The 16,352-nt window shown below is 44.5% G+C and carries 14 protein-coding genes; 12 read left to right on the top strand and 2 right to left on the bottom strand.

What is annotated here, in order from left to right; translation table 11 throughout:
• The first annotated feature begins 59 nt into the window (after positions 1 to 59).
• The 3 genes from B5Y67_RS21865 to B5Y67_RS21855 all read left to right on the top strand — a co-directional run bounded on the left by B5Y67_RS21865 (position 60) and on the right by B5Y67_RS21855 (position 3,308).
• A complete protein-coding gene (locus B5Y67_RS21865; protein WP_088228513.1) occupies positions 60 to 914 on the top strand; it encodes a YihY/virulence factor BrkB family protein in 855 nt (284 codons plus the stop codon).
• Between the two features lie 277 nt (positions 915 to 1,191).
• Positions 1,192 to 2,673 (top strand): alkaline phosphatase family protein, encoded by a 1,482-nt coding sequence (locus B5Y67_RS21860; RefSeq protein WP_088228512.1) that lies wholly within the window; start codon positions 1,192 to 1,194, stop codon positions 2,671 to 2,673.
• A 176-nt stretch (positions 2,674 to 2,849) separates the two neighbouring features.
• Positions 2,850 to 3,308, top strand: coding sequence for a peptidoglycan recognition family protein (locus tag B5Y67_RS21855; protein WP_088228511.1), 459 nt, complete (start codon positions 2,850 to 2,852; stop codon positions 3,306 to 3,308).
• Between the two features lie 53 nt (positions 3,309 to 3,361).
• Here B5Y67_RS21855 and B5Y67_RS21850 read toward each other — a convergent pair whose 3' ends face one another.
• Entirely contained in the window at positions 3,362 to 5,386 is a 2,025-nt protein-coding gene (locus B5Y67_RS21850) for a penicillin-binding transpeptidase domain-containing protein (RefSeq protein WP_170932770.1), read from the bottom strand.
• A gap of 323 nt (positions 5,387 to 5,709) precedes the next feature.
• On the opposite strand from B5Y67_RS21850, the gene B5Y67_RS21845 reads away from it, so the two are divergent.
• Together B5Y67_RS21845 and B5Y67_RS21840 are read left to right on the top strand one after the other, a co-directional pair.
• Positions 5,710 to 6,393, top strand: a complete 684-nt coding sequence (locus tag B5Y67_RS21845; protein WP_088228510.1) for a DUF2225 domain-containing protein — start codon at positions 5,710 to 5,712, stop codon at positions 6,391 to 6,393.
• Positions 6,394 to 6,518: 125 nt separating this feature from the next.
• Positions 6,519 to 7,085 carry a class I SAM-dependent methyltransferase gene (locus B5Y67_RS21840; RefSeq protein ID WP_088229037.1) on the top strand — a complete coding sequence of 189 codons (567 nt, stop codon included), beginning with the start codon at positions 6,519 to 6,521 and terminating at the stop codon, positions 7,083 to 7,085.
• 49 nt (positions 7,086 to 7,134) lie between these two features.
• Here B5Y67_RS21840 and B5Y67_RS21835 read toward each other — a convergent pair whose 3' ends face one another.
• On the bottom strand, positions 7,135 to 8,982 hold the full coding sequence (locus tag B5Y67_RS21835; RefSeq protein WP_088228509.1) for an NFACT RNA binding domain-containing protein: 1,848 nt from the start codon (positions 8,980 to 8,982) through the stop codon (positions 7,135 to 7,137).
• Positions 8,983 to 9,192: 210 nt separating this feature from the next.
• On the opposite strand from B5Y67_RS21835, the gene B5Y67_RS21830 reads away from it, so the two are divergent.
• The 7 genes from B5Y67_RS21830 (at position 9,193) to coaBC (ending at position 16,348) form a co-directional block, all read left to right on the top strand.
• The gene (locus B5Y67_RS21830) at positions 9,193 to 11,928 is read left to right on the top strand and encodes a calcium-transporting P-type ATPase, PMR1-type (protein WP_088228508.1); all 2,736 of its coding nucleotides are present in this window, start codon (positions 9,193 to 9,195) and stop codon (positions 11,926 to 11,928) included.
• A gap of 206 nt (positions 11,929 to 12,134) precedes the next feature.
• Complete coding sequence (gene dapF / locus B5Y67_RS21825) at positions 12,135 to 12,977, top strand: diaminopimelate epimerase (RefSeq protein WP_088228507.1); 843 nt, start codon at positions 12,135 to 12,137, stop codon at positions 12,975 to 12,977.
• 174 nt (positions 12,978 to 13,151) lie between these two features.
• Complete coding sequence (locus B5Y67_RS21820; protein WP_088228506.1) at positions 13,152 to 14,030, top strand: YicC/YloC family endoribonuclease; 879 nt, start codon at positions 13,152 to 13,154, stop codon at positions 14,028 to 14,030.
• A 13-nt stretch (positions 14,031 to 14,043) separates the two neighbouring features.
• Complete coding sequence (locus B5Y67_RS21815) at positions 14,044 to 14,319, top strand: DUF370 domain-containing protein (RefSeq protein ID WP_014828567.1); 276 nt, start codon at positions 14,044 to 14,046, stop codon at positions 14,317 to 14,319.
• Positions 14,320 to 14,328: 9 nt separating this feature from the next.
• The gene (gene gmk / locus B5Y67_RS21810) at positions 14,329 to 14,934 is read left to right on the top strand and encodes a guanylate kinase (RefSeq protein ID WP_088228505.1); all 606 of its coding nucleotides are present in this window, start codon (positions 14,329 to 14,331) and stop codon (positions 14,932 to 14,934) included.
• Entirely contained in the window at positions 14,934 to 15,146 is a 213-nt protein-coding gene (gene rpoZ / locus B5Y67_RS21805) for a DNA-directed RNA polymerase subunit omega (protein ID WP_088228504.1), read from the top strand. The genes gmk and rpoZ overlap by 1 nt, the downstream gene beginning before the upstream one ends.
• Positions 15,140 to 16,348 carry a bifunctional phosphopantothenoylcysteine decarboxylase/phosphopantothenate--cysteine ligase CoaBC gene (coaBC, locus tag B5Y67_RS21800; protein ID WP_088228503.1) on the top strand — a complete coding sequence of 403 codons (1,209 nt, stop codon included), beginning with the start codon at positions 15,140 to 15,142 and terminating at the stop codon, positions 16,346 to 16,348. Before rpoZ ends, coaBC begins: the two co-directional genes overlap by 7 nt.
• The last annotated feature ends 4 nt before the right edge of the window (positions 16,349 to 16,352 follow it).

Genomic DNA, 16,352 nt, shown 5'->3' with positions numbered 1-16,352 from the left:
AACCGTTTCTTGGGAATGCTAGGTCAGAGTTGTTTCCAGGAGGCGGGTGAGATTAACAGATGATTATAGGCCAAAAGGTCATTACCTTTGTCCGGACTTTAGTGACTTCAATTATGGAACATAATATTGCTGCTTTGGCAGCAGTTATAGCTTTTTTTGGCTTTTCGTCCATGATTCCGCTGCTGCTTCTTTTAATCTATGGTGCTTCAATTTTTATTCCTCAGGAGACCGTACAGAACTTCATATCGGCTGTTTTTCAGTCCTATGTTCCGGCCTTGCCGGATGCTAAACTCTATCTTTCGCAAAACGTGTCCAGATTGGTTTTATTGGGTTCGAACAAAGTAGGGCTCTTTGGAATCCTTGGGCTGCTATGGACTACCGTGGGAGGTTTTGTATCCTTCCAGCGGATTTTAGATACAATCTGGGAAGTACGCAAGAGACGATCTTTTATTAAACAGTATCTCGTTGGCTTTGGTATGCTTATGATTCTCGTCAGTCTAACGATTGTTTCCTCCTTGGCAACGATTGTATCCCTGGCTCTCGTAAAAAATTTCCTTACTCCCAATCAGAGTATCCCTTTATGGTTAGCTCTTTTTCATGGGATATCGCACTTAGCCTTTCCTTTGCTGTTGTTTCTGACTTGTCTTTTTTGTTACAGATTTTTACCTTCCCAAGCTATTCGCAGCCCTTATCTTTTTGTAGGTGCATTGATTTCAACTATAGGAATATATCTTTCACGAGTGGCCTTTGTTTGGTATACAGAGCATTTAGGACGCTATGAGATGATCTATGGGAGTTTGACCTTCATTATGCTGTTTACGTTCTGGGCCTATATTTCCTGCATTATTGTGCTGTTTGGAGCCGAGGTGGCAGTCACTCTGAACATGTTATTTAAACCCTTTACAAGAAGCTAATTATTTTTCTGCCGATTGAGTTGTTGTTTTGTTTTTTTAATATGATACCAGGCTGCAACGAATAGCACTATAGTAAAGAAGGCTGCGCTCGTTCCCTGGTCTGAAATGATGCTCATATCCAACTCTCCTCGCTTGTGTTATTGCATTCACAATATCATTTCATTCTTAAAAATAGCTTAAGATATTCTTAAAAAACGGTTATGACAGGTGTTTCGTGACAAGTGGGAGAAAACTTTGCTATAATGAATTCTGCAGGACATTTTAAAGGGGGTCGATCATGAAAAAGGCCATCTTATTTGTGATAGACTCTTTGCATCCGACCGTCTTGGGAAGAATTCTGGCAGAAGGAAATGCTCCCGCTCTGGCTTTTTTAGCGGAACATGGAACTTACACAGAAGGGGTTGTTTCGACGTTCCCAACTATGACCCCTGTGGCCACGAGTTCTATGATTACTGGAGCAGGCCCTGATCGACATGGCATTCCCGGGTTTATTTGGTATAATGAAACTATACGGAAAATAGTCGATTATGGTGCAACCTGGCAAAATGTTTTAAAGATTGGCCCAGAAAAGGTTATTCGTAATTTGTTATTAAAGCTGAATGATGAGCATCTTGCCGTGGAAACGCCGACACTTTACGAAGTATTAGAAGCTTCAGGGGTTAGCTCAGGGAATATCAATCTTTTTATGCACCGTGCCGCTCATGCGTTTAAGGCAAAACTTCCTTTTTCAATTGCTTTGGCCACAAGACTCCGTCTCCAAGAGGCAGACGTTTTTGGACCTTCTCATCTAACCTTAGGCCAGCTTGTCCATTTACCTTTTTCTGAGCGGTTATGTGCTTATCCAAGGGGGCCTTTTCACCGCTTTGGTTTTAATGATGTTTTTTCCGGTACGATAGCCCGCCAGCTTGTTCAGGAGGGGGGCCTGCCGGATTTTACAGTTGTTTATTTTCCGGATAATGACAAGAATTCTCACCATTACGGCCCTTTGCGAACAGCTCCCTCTTTAGAACTGGCGGATCAGCAGATCGCTTCCATTCTGAATCAGTTCGGTTCCTGGGAAATTGCTCTCGAGAAAACAGCCATCATCGTTACAGGAGATCATGCGCAGTCTACGGTAGGATTAGGCTCAGAATACCTGATCAATTTAGATCAGGCTTTAATGACCTTCAAACGGTTACGCCCAAGGGAAGAAGCAGGAGAACATCACGAAATTGTTATTTGTCCCAATGAACGAATGGCTTTTATTTATGTCTTACAACGAAAAGAGGTAATTTTGCCTCAAATTGTCGATATCTTAGCGAGAGATGTGAGGAATGCCCAAATTTCATGGAAAGTCGCTGATAATAAATACATTGTTCTACAGGGCGGTAGTGAGAATCAGCTTTCCTTTTCCCGCGGGGGTCCTATTCTGGATGAATACGGGCAAAGTTGGTCTTGCGATGGAGATTTATCCGTGGTAGATGCCCAAGTGACCGACGGGAAAATGATTGAGTTTGGTAAATATCCCGATGCTTTTTCGAGGCTTATCTCTGCTTTGGAAGCGCGCCAGGGTGATCGCGTGATTGTTTCTGCCCTCTCAGGGTTTGAGTATTATGCGGAAGGAGCACCGACTCATCCCGGAGGAGGAAGCCATGGCTCGTTGGAGAAAGAGGATTCCACAGTACCTATGATTGTGACCGGAATGCCCTTTGATTTAAAACATCCTCGGATTGTGGATCTCTATCCTTTGATATTAAGGTATTTTGGAGTCGGAAAATAGTGGACATTATTGCCCAAAAGTTTACATAGGAAGAAAAAAGTATCGGTTCAGGCAACCGATACTTTTTCGTTTTGTACTATGATTGAAGATTTGAAGGTACTGGAAACTATTTTTTCTCACTTGATCGAAGGTAAACGCATAAATCATAATTTAAAGACTATGAAGGGGGATCCGAAATGGATTGGCAAAAGATCGTGATTCATCATACGGCAAGTCCGACGACAGTGCGTCGTGGAGGAAAGAGCGTTCCTGTCGATTGTGAAATAATACGAGAGTGGCATAAAGCCAAGGGATGGAAAGACATCGGATATAATTTTGTCATCATGCCTGATGGAGACTGTCAAGCTGGAAGGCCCTTGTCCCAACAGGGGGCACATTGCAAAGCAGGTAAGCGAAATTCTATTGGTATTGGAGTTTGCTTGGTGGGGAATTTTGGTGAAACAGATGTACCTGAAGCTCAACTCAATGGGTTAGTGAAAAAAGTCGTACAGCTGCTGCAGGATTATAACTTAGGCCTTGATGACGTAGAGCTCCATCGGGATGTGCCTGGAGCAGCTACGGAATGTCCGGGACGAAACTTCTCCTTGAATTCTCTAAAAAAGAAGCTTGAGTTTGAAGCACTTGGAGGACCCTAACAGTGAACTCGTTCAGCTAAAGCTGAACATCGGGGCTTCGGTGGGAGGACCCGTTACGGAGATGCTAGGGGAGAAAAGGTGACAGTAACCGTTGTTCCTTTGGTGACTACTTTTCCGGCAGGGAGTGACTGCTGATTTGCCAGGCCGCTTCCTGAAAAACTAAAGTGAAGTTCTGATTTTTCTAAGACAATTCCGGCTTGACGCATGGTGAGTCCGGTTAAATCAGGGACAACGGTTTCCTCGGCACTTGGTGTGCGTTCAGGTGTTACAGGTTTCGGAGAGGGACGAACAGAGGCTTCGGTGGGAGAAATTGAGACATTGCTTTGGGTATTGCTCGCTACCGGAATGCCGTAATATTGCAGAGCTCCCTCGAGGATGGCTTTGGCCGGAAGGGCGCAGATAGGACCGCCATCATGTTCTCCATCCGCCATTTTGGGGGTATCTACAATAACTAACAAGGCAATTTTAGGATTTTCAGCGGGGGCATAAGTTGCAAATGAAGCAATATAATCCGTACTTGAATAATCCCCTGTGGACGGATCGATTTTTTGGGCAGTTCCTGTCTTACCAGCTACATTAATTCCCGGGATTTTGGCCAGATACCCGGTTCCGTTGTTAACAACCTGCTCTAAGACTTGTGTCATTTGAGTCGCAGTTTCTTTAGAAATAACCTGTCGAACCGATGTCGGTTTTTGCTGTTTGACTAACTGTCCATCGGGTGTTGTAATTTTGTCAACAATATAGGGCTTGTAAAGAGTTCCTCCGTTAGCAATAGCTGAAATAGCCGTTAATAATTGAATAGGTGTTACTGAATTTGCCTGGCCGAAGGACATGGTTGCAAGGTCAAGTTCTCGGGCTTTGTTCTGAGGAACAAGAATACCACTTTCTTCACCTGAAATATCAATGCCGGTTTTAGAACCAAATCCAAAGGCTCTGAGATAAGTATAAAAGGCGTTCATCCCTAGTTTCATGCCAACTTGCGCAAGAACAACGTTGGAGGAGGATTGCATCCCTTGGGTAAAGGTTGTGTTTCCTCGGGACGCTATATTAGAGTCCCAGTTCGTGATTACCTTAGGGCCCACTTGAAGATACCCTGGGTCAAAGAATACTGAATCCGGGGCTATAACTCCTTCTTCCAAAGCGGCTGAGCCCGTAACGGTCTTAAAAGTGGACCCTGGTTCATAGGTCATGCTGATGGCAAGGTTGCGGCGGACATCAGGGGTTACTTTTTGATAATTGGAGGGATCAAAGGTTGGACGAGATCCCATACCCAGAATACGGCCTGTTTTCGGATCCATCGCTAAAATTGTTACACTCTTAGCCTTAGTTGTTTGCTCTAAACCGTCAAGTTGCTGTTCAATTAAATATTGAATGGTTGAATCAAGGGTTAATGTAAGGTTGTCGCCGGGAATTGGAGGTTCTCCCTGTGAAGGAGCACCTAAAATGGAACGCGCGCGGGTATCTTCTTCTTGGGAGATAAAACCCGGCTTACCATACAACTCTTTGTCGTAATAGTTTTCTAAACCTTCCACGCCATGACCGTCTTGAGTTACTATGCCAAGTGCTGAGGCTGCAAAACTACCCATAGGATTTACGCGTTTCTCTTCATCAGTCAGGCCGACTCCAGGGATTTTTAAGGCCATAATCTGATCTGCTTTTTGAACATCAACGTGATGTGCCAGACTAATCCAAGAAAGGTTAGTTTTATTAAGGTCGGATAATATGTTCTGGGGCTCGATCCCTAGGAGACTTGCAAGTTTTTTAGCAACGTCTTCTTTAGTGCTTTTAAATTGTTTCGTGGAAATTAAGTCATTCAACGTTTTGGGATCTGCATAAACTTCTTTAACGGGAATGCTTTGAGCTAAAACATTTCCTTGAGCATCAAAAATAGCACCTCTTTGGGGTCGGACATTTTCATCGTTTGTTCGTCGCTCAATGCCTTTTTGTTTGAGATCGGAAGCCTGAACTATTTGCAAGTCTATAAGTCTGCCTAAGACTAAAAGCATTAAAATTCCTAAGAATAATGGAACCCAACGGCTACGTGAAAAATAGGTTACACGTTTATTTTGTATTTTCAAAGCTGTCTTCTACCTGCCCTTCTTTAGTCAACCGTTGAACAAAGATCGTTTCTTATTTACAAAAAGTCCCCTCGTTGTGAGGGGCTTTGGAAAACCGAAGAATGTCCATACACTATTATAGCTTAGATTTGCTCATCAGCTATATAGTTTCTATTAAAAAAATGTTAAACCATAAGCATGAAAATAAACCATCTTTTGGATTCAAGGGACTGGATTTGTAAAATATGCAGGAATTATAGCTAATGGAGTCGAAATTAAACATCTATAATAAAGTTTTTTCTTACAGTAACGTCATGGGTTCCCCAAAAAGGAGTGCGAATATAATGGAAGCTTTTTATGAAAAAGAAGTAAACTGTCTTTGCTGCGGACATAGTTTTAGCAGCCTGAAAGTACGTTCCAGGTCGGCTGTTCCCTATAAAATTGATAGTGACTTTTGTCCCCATTACAAAGAGGGTACACCTAATCCGCATCTTTACTATGTTAGAGTTTGTCCGGAATGTGGGTTTGCCTTTTCAGATGATTTCTCCGAGACCTTTCCTTCAGGTACCAAAGAAATCATTAAAGCCAAAATATCCTATGAATGGAGAAAGCACGATCTTGGGCAGCTCCGGGATACTGCTAAAGGTATTGAAACCCTAAAATTAGCGATATACTCTGCTACCTTGAAGAAAGAAAAGCATTCCGTATTAGCTGGTTTGTGTTTGCGGTTGGCTTGGATATACAGAACGGAAAATAGGCAAAACGACGAACAGCGGTTTTTGCAGTTAGCCCTTCAGGAATATGAAGAATCTTATCTTTATTCAGATTTTAATGGGACCTCAATGTCTGAACTGCGAGTCTTATTTATGATCGGGGAGCTAAGTCGCCGACTTGGCCAATATACCAAAGCCGTTTCCTATTTTTCCAAAATTATTGAACATCCAAAGCGTAATGAAGAAGCAAAGATCTTAAATATGGCTCGCACTCAATGGCAGATTGCTGCGGAGGAAAATCGAGAGTCTAAATAACATTCGGGGATTGAGCTGGAAACTTGTTATCATCGTCACCTCGAGTATAATTATACATAACAAGTTCACTTCAGTTGTGTGAATCTTTAATGAAGAAGTGATTATTCTTGAATGGCAAAAGGAACATGTTTAAGAACGTTGTTGAATTAGCAAAGCAAATTTGTCAGTTAAAATTAAAGCAGGGAGACAAAGCGGTTGATTGCACAATGGGTAACGGCAATGATACCACTTTCTTATGCGACTTAGTTGGGGAAGAAGGAAAGGTTTATGCTTTCGATATTCAAGAAGAGGCAATTACAAATACCAGGGAGAAGCTGCAGCAATTAAAGCTTCAGGACAGAGCTGTCTTAATTCGTGATGGGCATGAGACCATTGATTCTTACATCAAGGAGCCAATTCGCTTATTTATGTTTAATCTTGGTTATCTTCCTAAAGGAGATCATGAAATAACAACCCAAAAAGACACTACTCTCCAAGCTGTTCAGAAATGTTTAGATCTTCTGGAGCCCGATGGCCTTATTTTATTGGTTATCTACCCGGGACATGAACGGGGAAGAGAGGAGCAAGAAGCTCTAGCCGCTTTTGCCTCAACCTTAAATCAAAAAACCTATAATGTTGCTCATATATGCTTGACCAATCAGGTTAATAATCCTCCTGAACTTCTTTGTATTGAAAAGGTTCTCCCGAGATAAAAAACAGCGCAGAAATTTCACTTTGGAAATTTCTGCGCTGTTTTTTTACTCACTCTATCCCCTCTTCTGTTGCCAGCAATCGTTCCAGGATTTCTGGCTTGGGGGTAAGATATAAGGTCCAATTCTGCTCGTAGACGACCATACCAGGCTTGGCAGAGTTGGGCTTTTTAAGTTGTTTTACATGGGTATAATCGACGGGAACCTGGGAAGAACCTCTTGACTGGCTGTAAAAAATGGCTAAAGCAGCTGCTTCTTCTAACGTAGCGTCGTCAGGAAACTCTTCTCCCTCCTCGAGGGGAACCAGGACATGAGAACCGGGGATCTGTTTGACATGCAGCCACAGATCATTAGGTTTTCCTTTGCGCAGCGAGAGCCAATCGTTTTGAGCATTATTTTTCCCAACATAGATGATTCTGTCTTGGCTTGAGCGATAGATGCGAGGATGAGGCATTTCTTTGGAGGATTTAACCTTGGGTTTCTGTCGCGGCTTTGATTTTGAACCGCTTTTGTTCGCCTTGAAGGTGTCCTTGAGCAAATGTTTACCTGCTACGTAGCCTTGTTCCATAAGTTCGACATAAATTTCCTCAAGTTCAGAAAGAGTGGAAGCCTGGTCCAGACTGACTTGCAAGGAATTCAAATAATTGGCTTCATCGAGGGCAGCTTCTTGAAACTGCTGGGTTTTTAGTAATGTGGCCTTTGCTTTGTTATACAGCTTGTAGTAACGCTGAGCATTGTCGATGGCACTAAGATGGGGATCAAGGGGTATTAGAACTGATGAAAGAGCGGGGTCATAATAATCTTCAACGCTAACTTCCTTCGATCTGGGGGCAATTCGATGGAGGTTGGCGGTGAGGAGTTCACCCCAGCGTTGATAGGCAAGATTGGAATTTGCTTCGGATATGGCTTCCCCATAGACGTTCAGCTTCTTGTGAAGATGAGTTTGCTGTTCCTGGACGATTTTCCGTAGTGAGCCTCGTTTAGCTTCAAGATTATTGGTGACGGATTTGGCGCTATAAAAACACTGAACAGTCTCGTTTAAAGAATCGGGACTTACTTTTTTTAAGGTTTGGTATTGTTGAAAAGGAATAAAGGTAAAGGCGATAGGAGGTGATTTAGGTTGAGGAGGATAGTAGAGACAGGGCTGGATTTCCGTCTTATCTTCGGGGTTGCATAACCTTTGATAGGCTTGGAAAAGTCTTGAAAAATCAATGTCCCCACACTGATGGAGGTAAGTATCAGCAGATAAGCCGGCTTGAATGGCAATTTCCAGGGCCAATTCCGGACTGACTCCTGCGAAATGGGTAAGGAGCAGTTTTGTGATCTTTCGGTCGAGATCGTCGATGGAGAAAGTCTGTCGCCAGAGTTCTTCATCTTTAAGGGGAGGTTTCTTTCCTTGAGAGGGAGGTGCAAGATAGGTGCGCCCGGGAAGTACTTCACGGTAGCGGCTAAGGGCGTGGGAATAGCGTTTGAGTCCGTCGAGGATTGTTCCGCTACCCTGATCCACTAGAATTAAATTACTGTGCTTGCCCATGATTTCTAAATAGAGATGGAGTGTAACGAGATCACCGCGGTCGTTGTAGTTTTGAATTTCAAAGGTGATGACTCGCTCCAGCTCTCGTTGAGAGATACTGATTATTTTTCCTCCTTCGAGATGTTTGCGCAGGATCATGCAGAACATGGGCGGAGAAGGGGGGTTTTTTTTGTTTTCAGCAGTCAAGTGAAAGCGTGGAGAGGTAGCGCCAGCGTTAAGCAAGAGTCTCCTATTGCCTTGGCTCAGCCTCAACTGAAGATGGATTTCTTCTTTTTCAGGTTGAAAGATTTTATCTATACGTGCCCCTTTGAGCTGGGGAGCAAGTTCCTTTACTAAATAGGCGAGGGTCACACCGTCTAAGGCCATAAGGGATCTCCTTTCGTCCAATCATAAGACTCCCGCTTCTACAAGTGGGAGTGGTTCCCCTACCTTGCTTCGGTGGGGGGCGAATTGTTTTTAGTATAACACACTTGGACAACGGAGGCATTTTTCAGCGGTCTTCGGAATAAGCATGTACTACGAAATGGACAAAGAGGAAGGAGCTAAGTTCTTTGGGTAAGAGGAGGAGATTAAGACATGCGTCAACAATCATGGCATGTACTGCCTTGGGTTGATGTGGCCAAGGTATTGAATGTGCATCCAGGTAAAGGGTTAAATGTTAAAGAAGTTCAGAAGCGCTTGCAAGAAGTCGGGAAAAATGTCCTGGCAGCAAAAAAGGGAGTTCATCCTGTTTTTCTGTTCTTGGGTCAATTTAAAGATTTTATGGTTTTGGTCTTATTGGCCGCAACAGTAGTCTCAGGACTTTTGGGAGAAATAGCAGATGCAGTTACGATTTTAACAATTCTGATTGTCAATGCAATTTTGGGCTTTATTCAGGAATTTCGTGCCGAGCGTTCTATGGAGTCCTTACGTTCCCTCACGGCTCCGGAAGCGCGGGTTCTAAGGGAAGGCCTTGAGCAGCGAATTCCGGCAGCCGAGCTTGTCCCCGGGGACATCGTGCTTTTGGAAGCGGGTGATCGCATTCCTGCTGACGTGCGCTGGATTCAGGCCGTCAATATTCAAGTGGAAGAATCTGCCTTAACGGGAGAATCTCATCCTGTAAGTAAGAGTATCGCACCTCTTATCGATGAATTGACCCCCATGGCTGATCGACGAAACATGGGCTATATGGGGACTTCTGTCGTCAACGGCCGAGGTGCCGGTGTCGTCGTGGCGACAGGTATGGATACAGAGATGGGTGTTATCGCGGGGATGATTCAGAGTGTGGAAGAGGAAGAAACCCCTTTACAAAAACGTTTGGCGGAATTGGGAAAATGGTTAGTCTTAATTAGTGTTCTTGTTTGTTTAGCTGTAGTGGCTACAGGGATTTTGCGGGGTGAAGATTTTTATAAGATGTTCTTTACAGGAGTATCTCTGGCCGTTGCGGCTATTCCCGAGGGTTTGCCGGCTATTGTCACTGTGGCCCTGGCCGTCGGGGTTCAACGAATGGTAAAGCGGCAGGCAATTATTCGCAAACTTCCTGCAGTGGAAACCTTGGGCTGTGCGACAGTGATTTGTTCCGACAAGACTGGGACCTTAACCCAAAATGAAATGACCGTGCGTCAAATTTATTCGGATGGCAGAAAGATTACCGTTTCCGGCCAAGGTTATGATCCCAAGGGGGATTTTTATGGTGCCGATCCCGAGAAAGAAAAGGATCCTCTTCATGAAGGCTTAAAAATTGCTGCTTTATGTAATAATGCCATCTTAACGAAAAAGGGAGCTCAAGTTGCAGGCCTCTTTCGCTCCAAAGCTAATGATGCTCCCTGGGGAATTGAAGGTGACCCAACTGAGGGCGCGATTTTGGTTGCAGCGGCTAAGGCAGGAATCTGGCGTGAGGTCTTGGAACGAAAAGAAGAGCGGATTGGAGAATTGCCCTTCGATTCAGACCGCAAACGAATGAGCGTGGTATATAAGACAAAGCAGGGGCCCAGAGCTTATGTTAAGGGGGCACCAGACAAAATTGTCCAGCTTTGTAAGCAGGAATTAACCTCGGAAGGTTTTGTGGAGTTGTCTTCCGCACGCAGGCAAAGCATTATGCGGGCCAATGATGAAATGGCCAGGCATGCTCTGCGCGTTCTGGCAGTTGCAGAAAAATCGTTAACGGAATATGAGATGAATGATGAGGGGATTGAACAGGGGTTAACCTTCGTCGGTTTATTGGGCATGATTGACCCGCCGCGTCCCAGTGCAGTTCGGGCAATTAAATTATGCCGGCAGGCGGGAGTTAAGCCTGTCATGATTACAGGAGATCATCGTCTAACGGCTGAAGCAGTTGGACATGAATTAGGGATTCTCAAAGGGAAGTACGGAGTAATCTCAGGGGAAGAACTGGAGCGAATGTCTGATCAGGATCTCAGCCAAAAGGTTATGGATATTTCCGTTTATGCCCGGGTAACTCCAAAAGACAAATTAAGAATCGTGCGAGCCTTGAAAAACCAGGGCCAAGTTGTTGCTATGACCGGCGATGGCGTTAATGATGCACCAGCGGTCAAGGAAGCGGATATCGGAGTGTCTATGGGCGTGACCGGAACAGATGTTACCAAAGAAGCGTCTTCTATGGTTTTAGGCGATGATAACTTTGCGACCATTGTTGCCGCAGTGGAAGAAGGACGGGGAATTTATGATAATATCCGCAAGTTTATCCGCTACTTGCTTTCCTGTAATCTGGGAGAGGTTTTAACCATGTTTTTAGCAACGCTTGTCGGGCTGCCCCTGCCTCTCCTGCCTATTCAAATTTTATGGGTAAATCTTGTAACCGATGGCTTGCCTGCCATGGCCCTGGGAGTTGACGGAGCGGAGCCGGAAATCATGAATCGTCCTCCGAGAATCCCGGGAGAAAGCATTTTTGCCCGCGGACTGGCTCGTAAAATAGGCATCAGGGGAACTTTGATAGGTTTGGGTACACTTTTCGTTTTTGTTGCCGGGCTCTTTATGGGAGCCAATATGTTAGGGGCTCGAACTATGGCCTTTAGTACGCTGGTGTTCTCCCAATTATTCCATGTTTTTGATTGTCGCTCTGAAGAACGGAGTATCTTTGAAGTAGGACTTTTTTCAAACCCTTACTTAGTTGGGGCGGTGTTGGTTTCGACAATGATGCAGCTGAGTGTTATTTATCTGCCGCCTTTACAAGCTATCTTTAAGACGACAGCCCTGCACAGCTGGCAATGGATTTTAATTCTTTGCGTAGCTGGAGGCCCTTCAATTCTAATTGGTCTGGCCCGCCTTCTCAAAAACAGCTGGCAGGGCAAACCGTCGATAGCCAAAGGATAAACCGTGTATACTTGACTCAATAGCTTGACCCCCTTTATCTTGCGTAGTATCCTTTAATGAGATATAACGTAAACTATACTAGACTTTTGATTTAGATGGAGGTAACTCCATCTAAACGTTTTAGGTATACTTAGCAAGGGGATTCTTCCACTGCGAATGGTTTAAGATTATAATAGGGACTAAATTCTGCGAGGGGAGCAAGCATAATGAACTTTGTAAAAATGCATGGTCTGGGGAATGATTTTGTTTTCCTGGATCATTTTTCTCATACACCGAAGGAAGAGGCAGATTATCCGCAGCTAGCCCAGAAACTCTGCCACCGTCAATTTGGAATCGGGGGAGATGGGTTAATTGTCATTCTTCCTTCCCAAGTTGCTGACGCTCGGATGCGCATTATTAATTCAGACGGATCAGAACCGGAAATGTGTGGTAACGGTATCCGCTGTTTTGCACGGTACGTCTATGATCAAGGAATTGTCTCCCGAAACCCCATGCGGGTGGAGACTCTTGCCGGGGTTTTAACCTTGGGACTTGATATCGAAGACGGGCAGGTTCGTGGAGTAAGGGTTGACATGGGTGAGCCTATTTTAAAAGCGGACCTTATTCCGGTTCTTAGTGTTGGAGAACCTGTGGTCGGCCAGTCCCTTGAAGCCTTGGGAAAAACATTTTCCTATACTGCCGTTTCAATGGGAAATCCTCATTGTGTCATTTTTGTCGATGACTATTCATCTCTGGACTTTGAACGTCTAGGACCGGCAATCGAGAGCCATCCTTTGTTTCCGCGTAAAACGAATGTGGAGTTTATTCGGATTGACTCTGCGACGGAGATGACGATGAAAGTGTGGGAGCGGGGAGCCGGGCCAACCCTTGCCTGTGGAACAGGTGCTTGTGCTTCCTTGGTTGCTGCCGTACTTAATCAAAAGACTGAACGTTCTGCAACGGTTCATTTGCCAGGTGGGGATTTATTGATAGAATGGGGGTCTGACAATCATGTTTATATGACTGGTCCTGCGGCTTACGTGTTTAAAGGAGAATGGTTAGAAAGCTGAGACAAAAAACATTTAATCGCATCTTCGCCGGGAGATGCGATTTTGCTTAGCTCCTAGTCCGGGTTTCCAACTTTGATTCACTAGGAAAGTTATTCGCTGATCTGTTATAATATAGTAAGGGCATTAACTATAAAGGGGTGAAAAGCCTGGCTGTTTTGATTCGCCGGGTTAAGTATGGCATATAGCATGACAGGATTTGGACGGGGAGAAGCGAGTGGCTGTGGTTATCAGTTTTCTGTGGAGCTGAAAGCAGTCAATCATCGCTTTTTAGAAATCGTTGTTCGTCTGCCGCGGAATTTTGTGGAATTTGAAGAACGTGTCCGTAAAACGTTACAAGAAAAATTTAAGCGCGGACGGATTGAAGTACATATTAATATCGTGGAAACTGAAGAAAAAATGAGATTAGCGAAGGTTGACAAAGAATTGGCACTGTCGTATGATAAGGCATTGAAGGATCTCGCCTCAGCTCTGCATACGGCCTATGATACGGATATTTATCGCTTAGTGGCTTTGCCCGAAGTGCTTTCAGTGCAGGAACCGGAAATCGAAGGGGATACCCTATGGGATGTTTGTGCAGAGGCACTGATGAAAGCAACCGAGGGTTTCGGACAAATGCGCCGGGCTGAAGGAGAAAAGTTAACCTGCGATCTTCTGCAAAGATTGGATCAACTGGCAGAGCATTTGCGCCTTATTTCTGAACGAGCGCCTCATGTTGTGACCGACTATCAAGAACGTCTTCAGGAACGGATTCAAACGTTATTGGGCGGGGTAGAATTGGATCCGGTTCGCTTGGCGAATGAAGTGGCTTATTTTGCAGACCGCGCATCAATTACTGAGGAATTGGTTCGTTTTGACAGCCATTTGGCTCAAAGCCGTGAGGCGTTGAACAGCCCTGATTCAGTGGGGCGTAAACTGGATTTTTTGGTACAAGAGATGAACCGGGAAATCAATACCATTGGGTCTAAAGCCAATGATTTAATTATTGGAAAACAGGTTGTTATCGTTAAAAGCGAGCTCGAAAAAGTACGTGAGCAGATTCAAAATTTAGAGTAATGGAGGATTCATTTTGGACATTAAGCTTATTAATATTGGTTTTGGTAATATAGTATCTGCCAACCGAATTATCTCGATTGTGAGTCCGGAATCTGCCCCAATCAAGCGGATCATTCAAGAGGCGCGTGATGCGGGCATGTTGATTGATGCGACTTATGGCCGGCGTACACGTGCGGTCATTATTTGTGACAGTCATCATGTTATTCTTTCTGCAGTCCAGCCTGAGACCGTGGCTCATCGTCTTTCCACCAAAGAGTCCAGCAATCATGTGGAAGATCCAGCGGATTAGGGGTGTAGTGTGGAGAAAAGTCATGGGTTATTAATTGTCCTTTCAGGTCCTTCAGGAGCAGGGAAAGGAACTTTATGTAAAGAATTACTTTGGCAGATGCCAAATTTAAACTATTCTGTTTCGTTGACGACACGCTCGCCGCGTCCTGGTGAAGTGGACGGGGTTCACTATTTTTTCCGCTCCCGGGAAGACGTCGAGGCTATGATCGCCAGAGATGAATTGCTGGAATGGGCTCAGTTTTGTGAAAACTACTATGGTACGCCCAGGTTTGCTGTAGAGCAGGCAATTATGGACGGCCAGGATGTTATTCTGGAGATCGAAATCCAAGGCGCTTTGCAGATTAAAAAGCGCTTTCCTCAGGGAGTATTTACCTTTATTGTTCCGCCTTCCCTCGATGTACTCTCAGAGCGTATACATAAACGAGGTACTGAGACTGAGGAAGTCATTCAAAAACGTTTAGCTACTGCCATACAGGAATTAGAATACGTCAGTGAATATGATTATGTTGTTGTTAATGACGAAGTTCCTGTGGCTGTTGATAAATTAAAGAGTATTATTATCGCCGAAAAATGCCGGGTTAAACGAAAACCGTTTGTCTTTAAGGGGGAATCCTGATGAAACAACCGTCACTAGATAAACTGATGGAAAAGGTTGACAGCAAGTATACGCTGGTTATTGTGGTCGCTAAGCGGGCACGAGCAATTATGGAAGAAGGGAAGCATGAAGATTTGGCGAGGGGAGTCAAATCCGTAAGTATATCTCTCGAAGAGATTTCTAGATCAACGAGTGCTTATGAATGTATTCCTGACGAGCATACACAATGTTAGCAGGCACCAAGATTCTGGTTGGAGTTTCCGGAGGTATTGCGGCTTATAAAACGGCTGAGATAGTAAGTCGTTTGCGAAAACTGCATGCTGATGTTCATGTTGTGATGACACCATCAGCAACGGAATTTATAACCCCGCTAACCTTAAGAAGCTTGTCTGCAAATCCTGTCTATATTGACTTGTTTGAAGAACCAAAAGTATGGAATGTTGAACATATAGCTTTAGCGGAGTTGGCAGATGCTGTAATTGTTGCGCCGGCAACGGCGAATAGTTTAGCTAAAATGGCCATGGGATTAGCTGATGATTTTCTTTCAACCGTTTTGCTGGCGACAAGAGCACCGATCTTTGTGGCCCCGGCTATGAATCATGCCATGTATCATCATCCTGCAACCCAAAAGAATCTGGCAATCCTTCAGGATCGGGGGATTCGTTTCATTGGACCTGATTCGGGTTTTCAGGCCTGTGGTTCCGAGGGAGACGGCCGCATGAGTCAGCCGGAAGAGATTGTGGAGACGCTTCTGCGTTTTTTTGATCTAAGTACTTGCTTAAAAGGAAAGAAAGCCCTTGTGACCGCGGGCGGAACTCAAGAACCCATAGATCCTGTTCGTTATTTAGGCAATCGCAGTTCCGGGCGTATGGGTTATGCTGTAGCCCAAGCTTTACAAGAAGCCGGCGCTGAGACAATACTCGTTAGCGCGCCAACAGATTTGCCAGTTCCTCAGGGAGTTACCCGTGTGTCTGTGCAAACGGCAAGGCAAATGCGTGACGAAGTCCTGTCGCGTTTTATGGATGTTGAAATTATTGTTAAAGCAGCTGCAGTTGCCGATTATCGTCCTGCAGTGCAGGCTGAGCAAAAAATTAAAAAAGATGGCTCAGGGCGAACCCTTGAGTTAATTCCTAATCCGGATATTCTTGCTGAACTAGGACGAGAGAAGACGACTCAAGTTTTAATTGGTTTTGCTGCTGAAACAGAAAACCTCTTAGCTAACGCCCAGGAAAAAATGCAGCGCAAGAATGTTGACCTTCTCGTGGCTAATGATGTTACAAAGGAAGGGGCAGGGTTTGGGAGTCCCACCAATATTGTTAGTTTTCTCTTTCCTGATGGAAGAAAAATAGATTTTCCTCAGATGAGCAAGCTTGAGGTTGCTCGACATCTCGTTAAGGAGATTGTTAACCTCCTTGGAGTTAAAGTAAAGGAGTGATATG

The organism is Desulfosporosinus sp. FKB (assembly GCF_002196705.1).
Classification (GTDB): Bacteria; Bacillota; Desulfitobacteriia; order Desulfitobacteriales; family Desulfitobacteriaceae; genus Desulfosporosinus.
This window is presented reverse-complemented; position numbering and strand designations above follow the sequence as displayed.

Bases quoted from the DNA above. Each gene is read 5' to 3' on its own strand.
- B5Y67_RS21865 (WP_088228513.1), top strand. From the start codon at position 60: ATGATTATAGGCCAAAAGGTCATTACCTTTGTCCGGACTTTAGTGACT.
- B5Y67_RS21860 (WP_088228512.1), top strand. From the start codon at position 1,192: ATGAAAAAGGCCATCTTATTTGTGATAGACTCTTTGCATCCGACCGTC.
- B5Y67_RS21855 (WP_088228511.1), top strand. From the start codon at position 2,850: ATGGATTGGCAAAAGATCGTGATTCATCATACGGCAAGTCCGACGACA.
- B5Y67_RS21845 (WP_088228510.1), top strand. From the start codon at position 5,710: ATGGAAGCTTTTTATGAAAAAGAAGTAAACTGTCTTTGCTGCGGACAT.
- B5Y67_RS21840 (WP_088229037.1), top strand. From the start codon at position 6,519: ATGTTTAAGAACGTTGTTGAATTAGCAAAGCAAATTTGTCAGTTAAAA.
- B5Y67_RS21835 (WP_088228509.1), bottom strand. From the start codon at position 8,982: ATGGCCTTAGACGGTGTGACCCTCGCCTATTTAGTAAAGGAACTTGCT.
- B5Y67_RS21830 (WP_088228508.1), top strand. From the start codon at position 9,193: ATGCGTCAACAATCATGGCATGTACTGCCTTGGGTTGATGTGGCCAAG.
- dapF (WP_088228507.1), top strand. From the start codon at position 12,135: ATGAACTTTGTAAAAATGCATGGTCTGGGGAATGATTTTGTTTTCCTG.
- B5Y67_RS21820 (WP_088228506.1), top strand. From the start codon at position 13,152: ATGGCATATAGCATGACAGGATTTGGACGGGGAGAAGCGAGTGGCTGT.
- rpoZ (WP_088228504.1), top strand. From the start codon at position 14,934: ATGAAACAACCGTCACTAGATAAACTGATGGAAAAGGTTGACAGCAAG.
- coaBC (WP_088228503.1), top strand. From the start codon at position 15,140: ATGTTAGCAGGCACCAAGATTCTGGTTGGAGTTTCCGGAGGTATTGCG.